At 44.0% G+C, this 15178-nt stretch carries 13 protein-coding genes; 10 read left to right on the top strand and 3 right to left on the bottom strand.

Features of this window, described 5'->3' with window-relative positions:
* Positions 1–43 precede the first annotated feature (43 nt).
* From BUA75_RS11945 to BUA75_RS11920, 6 genes are all read left to right on the top strand, one after another.
* Complete coding sequence (locus BUA75_RS11945; RefSeq protein ID WP_072874836.1) at positions 44–394, top strand: YojF family protein; 351 nt, start codon at positions 44–46, stop codon at positions 392–394.
* A 57-nt stretch (positions 395–451) separates the two neighbouring features.
* On the top strand, positions 452–1141 hold the full coding sequence (bshB2, locus tag BUA75_RS11940) for a bacillithiol biosynthesis deacetylase BshB2 (protein ID WP_072874835.1): 690 nt from the start codon (positions 452–454) through the stop codon (positions 1139–1141).
* Positions 1142–1326: 185 nt separating this feature from the next.
* Entirely contained in the window at positions 1327–3813 is a 2487-nt protein-coding gene (locus tag BUA75_RS11935; protein WP_072874834.1) for a GGDEF domain-containing phosphodiesterase, read from the top strand.
* A 31-nt stretch (positions 3814–3844) separates the two neighbouring features.
* Positions 3845–5074, top strand: a complete 1230-nt coding sequence (locus BUA75_RS11930; protein ID WP_072874833.1) for an aminopeptidase — start codon at positions 3845–3847, stop codon at positions 5072–5074.
* A gap of 45 nt (positions 5075–5119) precedes the next feature.
* Positions 5120–7564, top strand: a complete 2445-nt coding sequence (locus BUA75_RS11925; RefSeq protein ID WP_129583635.1) for a GNAT family N-acetyltransferase — start codon at positions 5120–5122, stop codon at positions 7562–7564.
* Between the two features lie 35 nt (positions 7565–7599).
* Positions 7600–8349, top strand: coding sequence for an NAD-dependent protein deacylase (locus BUA75_RS11920; protein ID WP_072874831.1), 750 nt, complete (start codon positions 7600–7602; stop codon positions 8347–8349).
* A gap of 152 nt (positions 8350–8501) precedes the next feature.
* Here BUA75_RS11920 and BUA75_RS11915 read toward each other — a convergent pair whose 3' ends face one another.
* Positions 8502–9095, bottom strand: a complete 594-nt coding sequence (locus tag BUA75_RS11915) for a hypothetical protein (RefSeq protein WP_072874830.1) — start codon at positions 9093–9095, stop codon at positions 8502–8504.
* Between the two features lie 247 nt (positions 9096–9342).
* On the opposite strand from BUA75_RS11915, the gene trxB reads away from it, so the two are divergent.
* Both trxB and BUA75_RS11905 read left to right on the top strand, forming a co-directional pair.
* On the top strand, positions 9343–10317 hold the full coding sequence (gene trxB / locus BUA75_RS11910; RefSeq protein WP_072874829.1) for a thioredoxin-disulfide reductase: 975 nt from the start codon (positions 9343–9345) through the stop codon (positions 10315–10317).
* 88 nt (positions 10318–10405) lie between these two features.
* Positions 10406–11203, top strand: coding sequence for a polyadenylate binding domain-containing protein (locus BUA75_RS11905; RefSeq protein ID WP_072874828.1), 798 nt, complete (start codon positions 10406–10408; stop codon positions 11201–11203).
* A gap of 137 nt (positions 11204–11340) precedes the next feature.
* Here the strand turns inward: BUA75_RS11905 and BUA75_RS11900 are convergent, their stop codons facing one another.
* On the bottom strand, positions 11341–12480 hold the full coding sequence (locus tag BUA75_RS11900; protein WP_207549758.1) for a glycosyltransferase family 2 protein: 1140 nt from the start codon (positions 12478–12480) through the stop codon (positions 11341–11343).
* A 212-nt stretch (positions 12481–12692) separates the two neighbouring features.
* Between BUA75_RS11900 and BUA75_RS11895 the strand changes: the two genes are divergently transcribed.
* Both BUA75_RS11895 and BUA75_RS11890 read left to right on the top strand, forming a co-directional pair.
* Positions 12693–13073, top strand: a complete 381-nt coding sequence (locus tag BUA75_RS11895; RefSeq protein ID WP_242650320.1) for a DUF423 domain-containing protein — start codon at positions 12693–12695, stop codon at positions 13071–13073.
* A gap of 27 nt (positions 13074–13100) precedes the next feature.
* A complete protein-coding gene (locus BUA75_RS11890; protein WP_072874826.1) occupies positions 13101–14192 on the top strand; it encodes an HD-GYP domain-containing protein in 1092 nt (363 codons plus the stop codon).
* Here BUA75_RS11890 and BUA75_RS11885 read toward each other — a convergent pair.
* Positions 14136–15098: a DMT family transporter gene (locus BUA75_RS11885; protein WP_072874825.1), complete on the bottom strand. Its 963-nt coding sequence runs from the start codon at positions 15096–15098 to the stop codon at positions 14136–14138. The genes BUA75_RS11890 and BUA75_RS11885 overlap by 57 nt on opposite strands.
* Between the last annotated feature and the right edge of the window lie 80 nt (positions 15099–15178).

The raw sequence follows: 15178 nt of genomic DNA, 5'->3' as shown, positions 1-15178 counted from the left end.
ATAGTTAGATAGAGTTCATGGAAAGGCATAAGGAGGAGACGGGATGGGACCAATCCAACGGGTGCTCGCTGATGAAAAGTTGCAGTCGTTCGTCGGCCAAGAAGTCTATTTGCATCTGGAAACTACCAACGGAGCTTACGCCGGGAACAATCCCAGCGGCGGCATGGCCGTGTGTGCTTATATTCGCAATGTAAAAGTGAAATTTTCGCGTGCCTCCATTACTGGTCTTGGCCCCTATCGTGCGGGTATGAAAATGGACGGTGGCTGGATATATGCAGAAGGACTGACGGATTGGGAAGAAACGCCTGACGGGAAATTGCTCTTTGCAGGTTACGACAATGAGGGCAGGTTGGCTGTTTCTCTGGAGATCAGCAAAACACCCTTTCGTGTCTGAGATAGGCCAAAAGTGAAACTGTTCTGAGACCGTCCAGAAAAGAGAGGAGTTGGTAAAATGGAACGCGTAATGGTTGTGTTGCCTCATCCTGATGATGAAACGTTTGGATGTGGTGGTACAATTGCAAAGTTTGCCAAAGAAGGTGCGCAAATACTTTACATGTGTGGCACTTTGGGTGAAATGGGACGCAATATGGGGAAACCATTTTTTGCAACTCGTGAAACACTGCCCGATGTGCGTGCTAGAGAATTAGAAGAAGCTTGTGCAGTGTTAGGAATTCAAGAAATCCAAAAAATGGGTCTTCGCGATAAAACGGTTGAATTTGAAGATGCTCATGAATTGGCTAACCGTATCCGTCAAGAGATGATTCGTTTCAAACCGCAGTTGCTGATTACGCATTATCCCAAATACGGTGTTCATCCCGATCACGATGCGCTTGGATATGCGGCGATTCTTGCTGTCAAAATGCTTCCTAAAGATGAACGTCCTCTCATCTATGCTCATGCCATTACGCACAATCGTATGCAAACTTTAGGAAAACCGGATGTTGAGATTGAGATAGCCGATGTGTTGGAAACCAAAGTGGCGGCCATTCGTGCGCATCGTTCACAATCAGAAGCCATGATGAAGCGCTGGAGTGAAAATACGGAACCAGATGAAGCCTGGAAAAAGCGCATGGATCAAATGATGAAAAAAGAAGTCTTTTGGTTGTATGATGCAGATCGTTTGCCTGAAACACTCTGGTGACATCAGCATAATTTGAATATCATTCAAAGATGTCAGAAATGGGAGTCTATTTTACAATAGATCCCATTTTTGTTTTGTTTATTTTATATTTTAAATCAAAAACTGCAGGAAAGTTATAAAAAATCGTCGAAATTTCTTGAAGAGTGTATACAGGGGAAAAGTTGGGTAGTGGGGGTCAATGCGCCATGTCGGACGCAAATCTATTTTACAAAAAACAAATGTTAATGGTTCCTAATTACAGTCATCAGTCTGAAGAGAATCTCTTTGAACAATTTTTTGTCCATCATCCGGATGGTCTGTGTTGTCTCAATGAAGAAGGCTGTATTTTGGACATCAATCCCGCTGGATTGGCGCTCTTTGGCTATCAAAAAGATTGGGTAGTAGGTCATGATTTGAGTGAATTTTTGCAATGGACGGGAAGCCGTGAAGATATCAAAAAAGAGATACTCACGGTTATGCAGGGCAAGAAGAAATCATTTCAGCTATCCATTCGCCATGCGGATGGGCATATCATCGATATGGCTGTGTCGGTGATTCCACATTGGAGTTTGGGACAAGTCATCGGAGTGCTTGGTATTTTTCGTGATGTCAGTCAAGAAAATCAAATTTCGCGTGAATTGAGGAGTATTCGTTCTCGGTTGTCGGCCATGCTGGAAAGTCTGGAAATGGTAATGTGGTCAGTCAATTTAATCAAAGATGAGATTCTTTTCTGTTCATCTGGAGTAGAGCGGCTTGTTGGTTACACATCTGAGGAACTGGTTTTGTCTAAAGATTTGTGGCGTAGTATTTTTCATCCTGAAGATGATTGGTTACGTGAACAACTTGTGGACAGTGTACGTCAGGGAAACAAGAGCAAAATTATTCATCGTGTCTTTCACAAGAATGGTTCAGTTCGATTTATGGCTACCCATGGTGTGCCGGTTTTTGACGAAGGCGGCAACCTGATTCGAATGGATGGGCTTTCCTATGATATGACAGAATACATATTAAAGGAACAGGAACTAGGAAATGAGCGAAAGAAATTTTACACCGTTCTGGAGTTAATTCCTGACCCCATTGTCATCCATCATGAGGGTCAATTGGATTATTTAAATCCAGCAGCTTGTCAGTTGTTTGGAGTAGTCAATGAAAAAGCGCGGACGCAATCTGTTTTTTCTTACTGTAGTCCCGACGCAAGAGATTTTCTTGCAAGTGAGATGCAACAATTGGTGAGTAGTGGAAATACGCATTCCTTTGTAAAACATGAACTGGTTTTACTTCGTTCTGACGGTACAGAATTTATTGGAGAGACTACTTGCAAACTGTTTTATGAAAACAACCATCCTGCTATTGTCACCTTGATTCGTGATGTGACAGAGCGTCGACAGCAGTATGATTATCTGGCTCGGGTCGCTTATGTCTGCCCCTTGACTCAGCTTCCCAATCGCAATCGATTTTTATCGATTGTGGAAGAAACCATGCGTTCAACTGTGAAGAATATGGAATTTGCTGTACTTATGCTCAATATTGACCGTTTTAAGTATGTGAATGACTCCTTCGGGTACAGTTTTGGGGATTCGGTGATTCGTGAAGTAGCCGATCGACTTTCTCGTATAGTGGCTTCGAATGGTGTGGTTGCGCGCATGGGCGGTGATGAATTTGGTATATTGTTTGAAAGCGAATCCCAAGCCTTTTCCGCAGCAAACCGTATTTTAAAACAATTTGAAACTCCATTGACTGTTCAGGGAAAAGCGGTATATCTAACTCTTTCCATGGGACTGGCAGCGTATCCGCGGGATGGTGAGGAGAGCGAAGGACTGCTCAAACATGCGGATGTTGCTCTTTACGCTGCTAAAGAGGCGGGGGGCAATTGTCTGCGTCGCTATCAGTCGCTGACGCACAGCAGTTGGTTGGATAACATTCAACTGGATGCAGAGATGCGTAAAGCGCTTGAACAACAAGAATTTGTTCTCTACTATCAGCCTAAAATTGACATGCGTACAAGGCGCATTGTGGCTATGGAAGCGCTTTTGCGATGGGTTCGAGGGGATGGGAAAAGTATTCCGCCCAGTCGATTTATCACTTTGGCAGAACAAACAGGTTTTATTGTGAATTTAGGGGAATTCGCCATGCGGGAGGCATGCCGACAAATGATGGAGTGGCGTGCGAGAGGTTTGCAGGATGTAAAGGTATCTGTCAACGTATCCATCAAACAATTTTTGCATGCCAATATGCTTGAACAAGTGCAACAAACGCTGTCAGCGGTAGACATGCCACCCAGTCTTCTTGACATAGAAATTACAGAGAGTGTGTTAATGCAAAATCAGCGCGATCTCGTTTCTATACTCAAGCATCTTCTTAAACTTGGTGTGGATATTTCGATTGACGATTTTGGTACGGGTTACTCGTCGTTTGGCTACTTACGAGAATTTATGCCATCTAGTATTAAAATTGATCAATCTTTTATCCATCGCATGAAAGATGATTGGCGTGAGCAGGCCATTGTCAGCACATTGGTGCAGATGGCACACAATTTGCACCTGAATGTGGTGGCAGAAGGTGTGGAAACGGAAGAACAGCTTGAAATTTTACAAACGCTCGGATGTGATGTGTTGCAAGGATTTTACTTTTCACCGCCTGTCTCTTCTGAGCGAATGAACAGAATGCTTTTAGAAGAGGGCTACATCGATTGAAAGTCTTCTTAAACATAAAGGAGAGATTTACATGCCAAGTCAAGAACAATTGAAAAAATATGCGGACGTGCTGTTGAGAGTAGGTTTAAACATTCAATCGGGGCAGCCATTGGTGATTAACGCGCCGATTGAAACGGCTCCCTTTGTTCGAATTTTGACGGAGCGTGCTTATGTTGCTGGAGCTTCAAGAGTCTCTATACACTGGCATGATGCGTTGACAGAACGGGTTCAGCTACAAATGGAGAGTGAAGAAAATTTACAGCATGTTCCTCGTTGGTTCATTGCTCGTGCGGATGAAGTAATGGAAGAAAACTCTGCTTCGTTACATATTGCAGCAGATAACCCAGATGTTTTTAAAGATGTGCCTCCCCAACGCCTGTCTCTTCGTCAGCGGGCAATCGGAGAAAAACTTCGTCATATCAATCAGAAATTTATGGAAGATGAAATTACTTGGCTTGTTGCATCTATGCCGACGGCTGATTGGGCTAAAAAAATGTATTCCGAATTGCCAACGGATGAAGCCATTGAAAAACTCTGGGACACCATCTTTACAGTGATGCGCATGAATGCGGAAGATCCAATTCTAGCCTGGCAAACTCATCTGAATGGGCTCAAACAACGTGCGGCGTTTTTAAATGAAAAACATTTTGCCAAACTTCACTATACGGCTCCTGGAACGGATTTGTGGATTACATTGCCGGAAACTCACCGTTGGCAGGCGGCTGACAGTGTCAATGCTCAAGGCACAACTTTTACTGCTAATCTTCCTACGGAAGAGGTTTATACGCTACCTTATAAATATGGTGTGGAAGGTACAGTGGTAAGTACAATGCCTCTCTCCCATAATGGAGTCATTATAGAAAATATTCAATTGCGTTTTGAAGGTGGCCGAATTGTGGAATATCACGCAAGTCGTGGTGAAGAGACATTAAAAGAAATCATAGAGTTGGATGACGGATCACACTATTTGGGGGAAGTTGCGCTTGTGCCCATATCCTCGCCTATTTACCAATTACAACAATTGTTCTACAACACGTTGTTTGATGAGAATGCATCTTGTCATTTGGCTATTGGCAAGGCGTATCCAACTTGCCTTACGAATGGTAAAGGTAAATCAGAACAAGAACTCATTGACATGGGTGTCAATGATAGTTTAAACCACGTCGATTTTATGATTGGTTCTGACCAATTGAATATTGATGGGGTGACTCAAGACAATCAGATTGTTCCGTTGTTTCAGAACGGTGAATGGGTTATTTAAGGTTTTTGAAAAAATTTCTTAGCGTGAATACAGGGGGGGTTCTCATTGGCTCGCGTCATACTGCGCGACGGAAGAGTGGCTGAGTTGCGGCGGGCCCGCAATACGAAAGAAGAAGTTGCACGCATTCGAGAGCTATTCGCGAAGACATCTCCTGAAAGTCTTTATTTTCGTTTTTTCCACATGATTAAGGAAGTGGACGACAAAACCATCATCAGCATGATGGGGGATGGGAAACAGGCTCTGGCGCTGATTTGTCTCCATGAAGATGAGGTTGTTGCGTTAGGCAATTACAAAGCAACTCATGATGAAATGGCGGAAGTAGCTTTTCTTGTCAAAGATGGTTTTCAAGGGCGAGGCATAGGCAGTTTATTGCTGGCTCACTTGGCAGAGGCCGCCTGGCTTTCTGGTTTTCGCAATCTGGAAGCTCATATCCTGCGGGACAATTATAGAATGTTGCAAGTTTTTCGCGCCAGTGGCTTTGAAATGGTATCTGAATCAGATGGGAACAGCGTCCATTTGATTTGGAGACTTGGGCGTCACGAACAAAGCCGTAATTTGCAAGCAGTACGTGAGAAACTGGCCACAGCAGCTTCTCTTCATCCTTTTTTTCAACCGAAAACCGTAGCGTTAATAGGTGCGTCGCGCAATCCTAAATCCATGAGTCATCAAATACTTCGCAATCTACTGACTGCCGAATTTACAGGTGTGCTCTATCCTGTTCACCCAACAGCCAAAGCGATTGCAGGTGTACGTGCTTATCCAAGTGTCAAAGATATTCCAGACTCTGTTGATCTCGCTGTCATTGCTGTGCCAGCCGCAGGTGTAGAGGATGTTGTGGATGATTGCTTGTCAGCAGGTGTGAAAGCCGTCATGATTCTATCCTCGGGATTTTCTGATGTGAATGCCGCTGGAGCAGAGTTGGAACAAGCCCTTTTGGATAAGTTGCGTTCAGCAGGCTGTCGTTTGATGGGACCCAATATGCTAGGAGTTTTGAATACGTCTGAACAAGTGCGCTTAAATGCTTCATTTGCACCAGAGATGCCCAAATCGGGACGGGTGGCTATAGCCAGTCATTCCGGAGCGTTGGGCATAGCCATTTTAGATTATGCCAGTAAAGTTGGAGTTGGCGTCTCTTCGTTTGCATCCCTTGGCAATCGAGCGGATGTATCGGGTAATGATTTACTGCAGTATTGGGAGACGGACAGTGAAACGGATATCATTTTGCTCTATTTAGAGACGTTTGGCAATCCTAAGAAATTTTCGCGCATTACACGTCGTTTGACACGCAATAAGCCTGTCTTGGCTGTAAAAAGCGGACGCAGTCCAGCCAGCCTCTTTGCTTCCCATCGTATTGGTCCAGCATTGGTACACGATGATGAAACAATCTCAGCATTATTTCGTCAAGCGGGAATTATTCGCGCAGATTCGCTGCAGGAAATGTTTGATATCACTGCACTTCTTTCCACACCAGTTTGGGCATCCGGAGATAGAGTCGCTATTGTGACCAATACTTCCGGAGGTGCAGTGTTGACTGCGGATATGCTGACTCGCGAGCGCCTGCGATTGATGCACCCGGTCATTAATCTGGGCTTTGAGGCGTTGGCAGACAGTTATCGCGAAGTCCTGCCTGTAGTTCTTGAAGACAACTCAGTAGATGCAGTGCTTGTTCTCTATACACCCGTGGGACCATCGGAAGAGGATGAGGTAGCAGAAGCGATTGCTGATGCACTGCGTGAAGTGCGCGCTAAAAAACTAGGTCAAGGTGAGAAATTTACCAAACCTGTAGTTGCCAATTTTCTTTTTCGAGGGGACTATCTGGTACGTTACATTCCTGTTGATACCGCCTATCGCGTTCCCATTTATCCTTTCCCAGAAAGCGCTGTGCGAGCGTTGGCGCGGGTAGTAGAATATCAAAATTATCGCCGATCTCCTGTTGGACGAATTGTTGATTTAGCCGATTTTGACGGTGAGACGGTACGCAACCATGTTCGTCAACAACTGGGTTCGAATGTACATCGCACTTTGCAAGAAAGAGAACTTCGAGAACTGGTTGAAATGGCTGGCTTTACTTTAGAGCAGCTTCCAGAAGAATGCAGAGTTCGTTGCAGCATTCGTGTTGAATCCGATCCTCTTTTTGGAAATCTTTTACGCACGTACCCGGAAGGGATTGGCGCATTTCAAGGGGTTTACGCTGTTCGCCTTTTGCCTTTAACAGATCTCGATGCAGATGCACTAGCCCGTTTGGTTGCTGGGTGGTTTGCTGATGCTCACACTCGACAGCGCGGTAAATCAGCATTGGCTTACTATGACGGTTGGGTTAGTGATTTAACCGACTTTTTTTCCCGGTTATCTCAACTTGTAGAAGATGTACCCGAAGTCAGTGGATTACAGGTCACCATCGGAAATTATGAGGGGCAAATAGGTTGGGTTGGAAAAGTTCATGCTGAGCTAGGCCGTCCAAGTGAATCGGAAGGTCCGGTACTTGAATAACCGTGCTCATTGAAAATGAAAGGCGGAAACAGTCCATGGATTGGCAGACGGCAGAGAGGATGGCCAATGGAATAGCGCGCGCTAGACGCCTTGTGGTTTTAACAGGCGCTGGTATGAGTACGGAATCGGGTATTCCTGATTTTCGCTCTGCCTCTGGATTGTGGTCGGCAAACCATCGTATGGAGAAAATGTCAATTTCTTATTGGAAGCAGAATCCAGATGATTTTTGGGCTGTTTTTCGAGAAACTTTTCTCTCTCCTTACTTTCTGCAGGCTAAACCACATATGGGACATTATGCGTTAGCTTCACTTGAGGAAGGGGGCAGGCACGGTCTTGTTCTGTTGACGCAGAATGTGGATGGACTTCATCAACTAGCAGGCAATCGTCATGTGATAGAGCTGCACGGCCATTTGCGCACTGCTCATTGCCCGCTTTGTCATACTGCTTACCATATGGCTGATTTGCCAAGAGATGAGACTCCTTATTGCACCTCGCTAACCTTGAAGGGTGAATGTGGCTATCCATTGCGGCCCGATGTTGTACTTTTTGGCGATCCGGTTCCTGACTATACGAAAGCCGCACTTTTGATAGAGCAGGCTGATTTATTGCTCGTCCTAGGCTCTTCTTTACTTGTCGAACCGGTTGCCAGTCTGCCTTTCTCCAGACAGGCGTCGTGTCCACTTTATATTCTCAATGAGGAGTCTACACCTCTGGATGCTGAGGCAGAAATCGTTCTGCATGCCAAAATTGGCGAAGTATTACCCGGATTGTTGGCTATGGTATAAGGGCAAGCTATGTAGATAAATAAAAAACCTCCAATTTCACGGTGATGAGCGAAATTGGAGGTTACTTCTTTCTTGATATTTGTTAAGGTAATGCTTGCCTATGATTTGACATTGAATGTAAAAGCAACCTTAGTGCAACAGACACAAGAATCTTAGACCCACCAGTGTGCATGGTTAGCAAAATTCAAGGTCACGCCGTAGGTCAGATAAAGTAACCAAATGCCAGTGAGAAATTGAAACAAACCAACTGATTTATTCCAAAATCCGCTGTTCATAAAACGTGCAAACACTTCACTGATATAGATTAATGTCAGACCCACAAACAATATAGCAGCAGGAATATCACCATTACCGCCGAAGGAAATTATACCAAGTACGCTTAAGAACAGTAAAGGAATAGCCATCCACGCTTCAGGGCCAGAGTCTGTTCCCTTATAACGGCGTAAACCGAGAACAAGCCAATGGATACCATAAATAGTAAATGCGAGGGCTGCCATATACAGCGGAGCAGCATTGGCGTATACGGGAAACCAAGACATGCCCACCATAAGGTAAATGCCTGTTAATAATTGGGCAAAACCACCAAGAAAGATACCCCATAAACCTAACGTTTTCTCATGCTTTTCCTTATCTTTGCTCCAGTTTGGGCCATTGAAGAGAGTAGAGCCACCTTGGACAAAGTAGTTAATGGAAAGTCCAAGGAAACCAATGGCGATGGGCCAGAAGGGTGAGGATGGAAATGACATGATAATACCTCCTTTGATTGTGATATTTGATAAATAAATAGGGATAATGAAAGAAAACACTTTCATCTGATAACATATCATATGGAAATAGAAAAAGAAAAGGCAATTAATAAAAGAAATTTAAATAGGGAAGTACACTAACTAATGTTTATCGTGATCGAATGTCAAAAATAAAGAAATTCTAGCGATAGTGTAAGTCTTGCGTTACAATTTGTAAGTAGTCAATGGATGTGAAAGGATGGTTACTATGACAACTCACCACGAAGTGATGATTTTGGGGACTGGACCAGCCGGGTATACAGCGGCTATTTATACCGCACGGGCAAATTTACATCCGTTTGTTTTGGAAGGTCATGAGCCCGGTGGTCAATTGACGTTGACGACGGAAGTTGAAAATTTCCCAGGATTTGCTGATGGTATTGACGGCCCGGTGTTAATGGAAAATATGCGCAAACAGGCAGAACGCATGGGGGCGACTTTTCAGTTTGGTAAAGCAGTAGAAGTGGATTTATCAAAGCGTCCATTTACTGTCAAAGTAGATGATGGCAGTTCACACACAGCGGATGCTCTTATCCTCGCTACGGGTGCTTCTGCTAAAATGCTGAATATTCCTGGCGAGCAAGATATGATTGGTCGAGGTGTTTCCACGTGCGCTACCTGTGATGGCCGCTTTTTTGCCAATAAAGAAATTATTGTGGTAGGTGGCGGCGATTCGGCAATGGAAGAGGCTACTTATCTGACAAGGCACGCCTCAAAAGTCACGATTGTCCATCGGCGCAATGAATTGCGAGCTTCAAAAATTATGCAGGAGAGAGCAAGAAACAATCCAAAAATCGCCTGGGTGTTAAATGTTACTCCTATTGAAGTTGTGAGCGAGAACGGTAAAATGAAGGGTCTCAAAGTTCAGGATAACGAATCTGGTCAAGAGCGTCTTATTGAAGCGGATGGAGTATTTGTAGCTATAGGGCATCAACCGAATACGGATTTTCTGCAAAATCAGTTAGAAGTCAATGACATTGGCTATATCGTGACGCGGGGAAATACCAGTCTCACCAGTGTGGAAGGTGTTTTTGCCTGTGGAGACGTTATGGATCCTCACTACAGGCAAGCGATTACTGCAGCCGGAAGTGGTTGTAAAGCGGCTATGGATGCGGAAAAATTTCTTGAAGGTAGCGCTTTTCATGATTGGTCCATTGATTTACAGGAAGCTCCAAAGATGTAATATAGCATAAAAAAATCCTCTGCATAGGAATGTGCGCGCCAACACATACTTTGTTTGGTTCGCATATTCCCGCAAAGGAGAGGATTTTATGAACCAATCGTATCAACAAGGTGGATATGGTATGCAGGGGCAAACACTCAGTCAGTTTGCTACTCCGTCTCAAACTGTGCAGCGCCATATTCAACAAGATTTAGGCTATTATGGTCAACAAACACAAAGTTACCATCAGCCGATGCCAACTTCCATGGGATATGGAATGGGCCAACAAGGTGGAGCACATTATGGACATTCCACATTCTCTGAGTATGGTACTCCTGCACATGTTGTACAACAGCATATGCAACAGGATTTAGGGCATCAGCCGATGCCAACTTCCATGGGATATGGAATGGGCCAACAAGGTGGAGCACATTATGGACATTCCACATTCTCTGAGTATGGTACTCCTGCACATGTTGTACAACAACATATGCAACAGGACCTAGGTCAACAGAGAATGCCCATGGCACAATCTGGGTCACATGGTTCCATGATGATGGCTGGCGGCTATCAGCAAGGTTACTCTCAACCTGCACTGCATCAGGTTATGCAAGCCGCTCCAGTAGGTTATCAAGGCCAAATGTCGAGTCAACAGGGACCTATCATGAGTTCCAACCTCTACACGCAAGGTCATTATTCTCCTCAACACCCTTATCCTCAAATGAATCACGGTCATTCCATGCTATCTGAATATGGCACCTCTCCCCAAGTTGTTCAACAGCATATTCAGCAGGATTTACAGCATGGTATCGGCAACATGACCTCTGAACAAGCTGGTCATCGTGTTGGTCAAGCGGTACAAATGGGCATGTCTATGATGGGTCAACCGTATCGCCCCTATTCCTAAACCTCTTTACGCATAAATCGGTTGTTTTTAGACAAACTCGATTGACTGTATGGCTTTTGAAGAATTGACAATGACACGGCCTTCATCCTACTTGGGTGAAGGCCGTGTATGGAGATAACATTACGTCAATGTATGATTTATGTTTTGATATTTTCTTGCCGCTTTATATTCCATACTTTGCCTTTCCATTCCACCTGTTTGACAATCATTATCTTCCAAACTGAATGTAGAAACATGATGACTAACAGTAATGATGAAATTGGAAAGAGTGAAGCGCTGATTACGGAAAAAGAACCGGATCGGCGTAATAGGGCAAGCAGAAGAGCCGCTTCTGCAAAGTAGGCAATACTAAAAGCAATAAAATGGGATTTTGTGGGTTGCTGTGAATTTAACCAAATGGGCCAAAAACTGAGTAGACCCATAATCCACAGGACAATTAGAAACGATCGCCATCGATTACCTTCCGCTAAGGCAGAAGCAGCCAGGGTTTTAACCCAGCTTGTCCATAATTCGTTTAGGTTTTTATGGATATTTTGAAAAATCGTGTTTCCTCCAAGTAAATTGATAACTGGGACATAAAAGCTCATTTTTTGGGCAAATCGATACTGTTCCAAAATTTCTGAACGTACGAGCAGATGACTGCCCACATGAAAGTAAACTTCTTTGGGCGTTAAAGAAAACGGTCCAAACCCACCGCTTTGGCGAGGAGGCAACGCTCCTTTACTCATCATTAAGACGGTTGAAGCGTTGGCAAGAAGGGTCAATTGCTCAAAACTCTCCTGATGTTTATGGGAGGGTTGTACGGTATAATAAGCTGCCGTAGGTGGAAGATTGCGCAGCCATTGAAGCAAATGGCCCGGCTCAATATATACATCAGCATCAGCAAACAGCAACCAATCTCCTTTAGCTCGTGTTGCGCCAGAAATAAGCGCCCAAGTTTTACCGTACCAGGCTCGCGGTGAGTGGCGCAAGGAATGAACTTTTGCCCCAGCAGCCATTGCAATAAAAGCAGTTCGATCTGTAGATGAATCATCCACCACAATAATTTCTGCAATTAAATTTGGATCGAGTTCATGAGCACTCATCCACAACGGCAAGTTGGTTCGAAGATTTTCTTCTTCGTTGCGTGCTGGAATAATGACAGAGATACGCATCGGATACTTTTTGCGCAGCATAGGTGCTACATTTGCGCCAATGACAGCAGGAAGCGGCTGGGGATGGCGCGGGATGGGACGAACCATGGTAAAAAGCAAATATATGCCTGCCAGAAAGCTCACAGTAGGCAGAATCAGGTGAACAATCAAATCGCTTACCCCATCTCTTTTATATCTTTGAGGGCATCCTACCATATTCAGGAGAAGAATGATATTGTAAAGCAGTCTTTTCATTCTTGAATCCCAGCTTGGCAGGAGTTTTCATCTTTGCATAGAAAACCATCGATCAGATGCTTGTAAGAGAGTCTAATGACATCATGAATCATTGAAAAGAGGTGTTCCCACTGTTTTTTTTAGCTGTAGGTGCAATTATGGCTTTCTTGGCGGTGGCATTGGGAGCATTTGCGGCGCATGGTTTGAGGCAAAAGCGTGATGTGTCCGAATTGCAGGTATTTCAAACTGGGGTCACTTATCAAATGTATCATGCGCTTGCCATAATTGGAGTTGCTTCTTTGCACTTTTGGCAACCACAACTTCTTACACTTTGGGTAGAAGTGTGTTTTTTGGTGGGTATCATTTTATTTTCAGGAAGTCTTTATCTTTTAACATGGACAAGAGTTAAACGTTGGGGAGCTGTAACACCTGTTGGTGGCATCTTTTTTCTCTTAGGTTGGGCATTGTTGTTTGTCCTAGCTCTTCAACATCTCAACACCTAATCGCGCCTATCGAGGTGAATATCGGCCATGCGCATGAAAGCTGTCTCATCACTTGTACCCGGAGAATTGCTCGCTCAACCTGTATTCGGTAAAAGCGGTCAAATATTACTTCAAAAGCATGTCGAATTAACTTCATCCTACATCAGAAAGCTGGAGAACTATGGGCATACTTATGTATTCATAGAAGATCCAAGAACCGAAGATATTGAAGTGTCAGACGCTTTGTCTCAAGAATTGCAAGCTGAAGTTTTAATCAAAATCGAGCGTACTTTCAAGAAAATTCAAAAATCTTTTGAAGACCCAACTTATACACGTGATATTCGATTAGGTGATACTTTTCAAGAATTATTTGGACTATTATTCGATCACGTTCTGAAAAATCAGGTGGTTTTGACGCATCTGACGTCTCTTTATACGAGTGATAATTTTTTATACAGTCATTGCATGAACGTGTCACTCTATGCCGGAGCCATCGCAGTAGGGAATGGATACAGTGAATCGCGAGTCAAAGAACTGGGCGTGGGTGCTATGTTGCATGACATTGGGAAATTAGCCATCGATAAAAGTATTCTGGACAAGCCCGGCAGATTGACGGATGAAGAGCGCACGCTGGTAGAGCAACATTGTCAAATTGGCTATGATCTACTGATTCAGCAGCCATCCATTCACTCTCTTTCTGCTCATTGTGCGCTTCAACATCATGAACGCATGAACGGAAAAGGATATCCGCGCCGCTTGAAAGGAATGGAGATACACGAGTTTGGAAGAATTATGGCAGTGGCGGATGTCTATGACGCGCTGACTTCAAATCGTGTTTATCGCAAGGCGTTTTTGCCGCATGAAGCGGTGGAGATGCTTTATGCGGGCTCTGGAGTAGATTTTGATCCTGAATTTATTCGACTTTTTGTTAAACATGTCAATGTCTATCCACCTGGTGTACCTGTTGTTTTAAACGGTATTTTTGAGGGAGTGGTGGTAAGAAACAATCCACAAAATCTATTGCGGCCGGTGGTACGAATTTTGCGTGAATCAGGTCGAGATGTCGAGCCGTATGATATAGATTTATCCGTCTGTCTCCATATGGTGATTAGCAATGTTATCCAATCCACCGTCTCCTGAGTTGGTTGAAGGGAGAGTATCCTTCAATAAGGATGTTTTCCGCAAGAATAGATAGACTCCAGTAAGCAACAATATGCCGCCCATTGCTTCTTGCCAGTGAATCCATTGATTTAACAGCAGCCAAGCAAGTAGTATAGCCCCAAGGGGTTCACCCAAAATGGTCATAGAAACAGCTGAAGCCGGAAGTTTCTTTAAAACCAAATTAAAGAGAGCGTGACCGAGCAGAGTGGAGACAAGGGCGAGTAACAAAAAGAGTATCCAATTATTGAATGAATAGTTGAACCAGGGAGAACGGTGAATCAAAGTATCTAAGGCTAGTAACAGGGTGGCTATAGAAAATACGCTGACATTATAGGTCCAGACGCTGACATTTGTTCGCGCCTTTTGGCCAGCGAGCATGTAAAGAGCAGCAAATATTGTGCCAAGAAATGCATAAATATCTCCCAAAAAGGCGTTTTGGCTCAATTGTAAATCATTGTAACCCACAAGTGACGTTCCGCATAGCGCAATGAAACAAGCGCATTGTTGCCAACGATTTAATCGTTCACCGAAGAGAAAAAAGGCTCCACATGCTACGAGGACGGGCTGTAATGCTACAATAAGCGTGGATGAAGAAACGGAAGTATATTTTAAAGAAAGAATCCAAAAGACAAAATGGAAGCCAAGAAACACACCGGCACATCCGATAGAAACGAGATCGACCCAAGATAATTTGGACCATAGCGTTCTTTCGCGCCAAGCGAAGGGTATGATGAGAAGTGAAGCTATAAGCATTCGATAAAATCCAATTACACTGGCAGGAGCGGTTGACATTTTTATAAAAATGGATGAGAAAGATACCGCAATCACTGCAACAACCAGAAGTGCGCTATACTGAAATCGCTGGTTTGAAAATTTTTTAAGCATTTGTACTACGCTCCTCAGCAAGCGAACTGATGCCAAACAGGGCGTTGCAGAAAAATAGTTCCTGCAATTTCAATGAAATT

It is taken from the genome of Alicyclobacillus tolerans (assembly GCF_900142255.1).
In the GTDB taxonomy this organism is placed as follows: Bacteria; Bacillota; Bacilli; order Alicyclobacillales; family Alicyclobacillaceae; genus Alicyclobacillus_I; species Alicyclobacillus_I tolerans.
The sequence above is the reverse complement of the archived record's forward strand: the minus strand, read 5'-3'. Positions and strand labels throughout refer to the sequence as shown.

Excerpts from the sequence above, each read along its gene's own strand:
- BUA75_RS11930 (WP_072874833.1), top strand. The coding sequence starts at position 3,845 with ATGCCAAGTCAAGAACAATTGAAAAAATATGCGGACGTGCTGTTGAGA.
- trxB (WP_072874829.1), top strand. The coding sequence starts at position 9,343 with ATGACAACTCACCACGAAGTGATGATTTTGGGGACTGGACCAGCCGGG.
- BUA75_RS11890 (WP_072874826.1), top strand. The coding sequence starts at position 13,101 with ATGCGCATGAAAGCTGTCTCATCACTTGTACCCGGAGAATTGCTCGCT.
- BUA75_RS11885 (WP_072874825.1), bottom strand. The coding sequence starts at position 15,098 with ATGCTTAAAAAATTTTCAAACCAGCGATTTCAGTATAGCGCACTTCTG.
- BUA75_RS11905 (WP_072874828.1), top strand. The coding sequence starts at position 10,406 with ATGAACCAATCGTATCAACAAGGTGGATATGGTATGCAGGGGCAAACA.
- BUA75_RS11915 (WP_072874830.1), bottom strand. The coding sequence starts at position 9,095 with ATGTCATTTCCATCCTCACCCTTCTGGCCCATCGCCATTGGTTTCCTT.
- BUA75_RS11920 (WP_072874831.1), top strand. The coding sequence starts at position 7,600 with ATGGATTGGCAGACGGCAGAGAGGATGGCCAATGGAATAGCGCGCGCT.
- bshB2 (WP_072874835.1), top strand. The coding sequence starts at position 452 with ATGGAACGCGTAATGGTTGTGTTGCCTCATCCTGATGATGAAACGTTT.
- BUA75_RS11935 (WP_072874834.1), top strand. The coding sequence starts at position 1,327 with ATGTCGGACGCAAATCTATTTTACAAAAAACAAATGTTAATGGTTCCT.
- BUA75_RS11945 (WP_072874836.1), top strand. The coding sequence starts at position 44 with ATGGGACCAATCCAACGGGTGCTCGCTGATGAAAAGTTGCAGTCGTTC.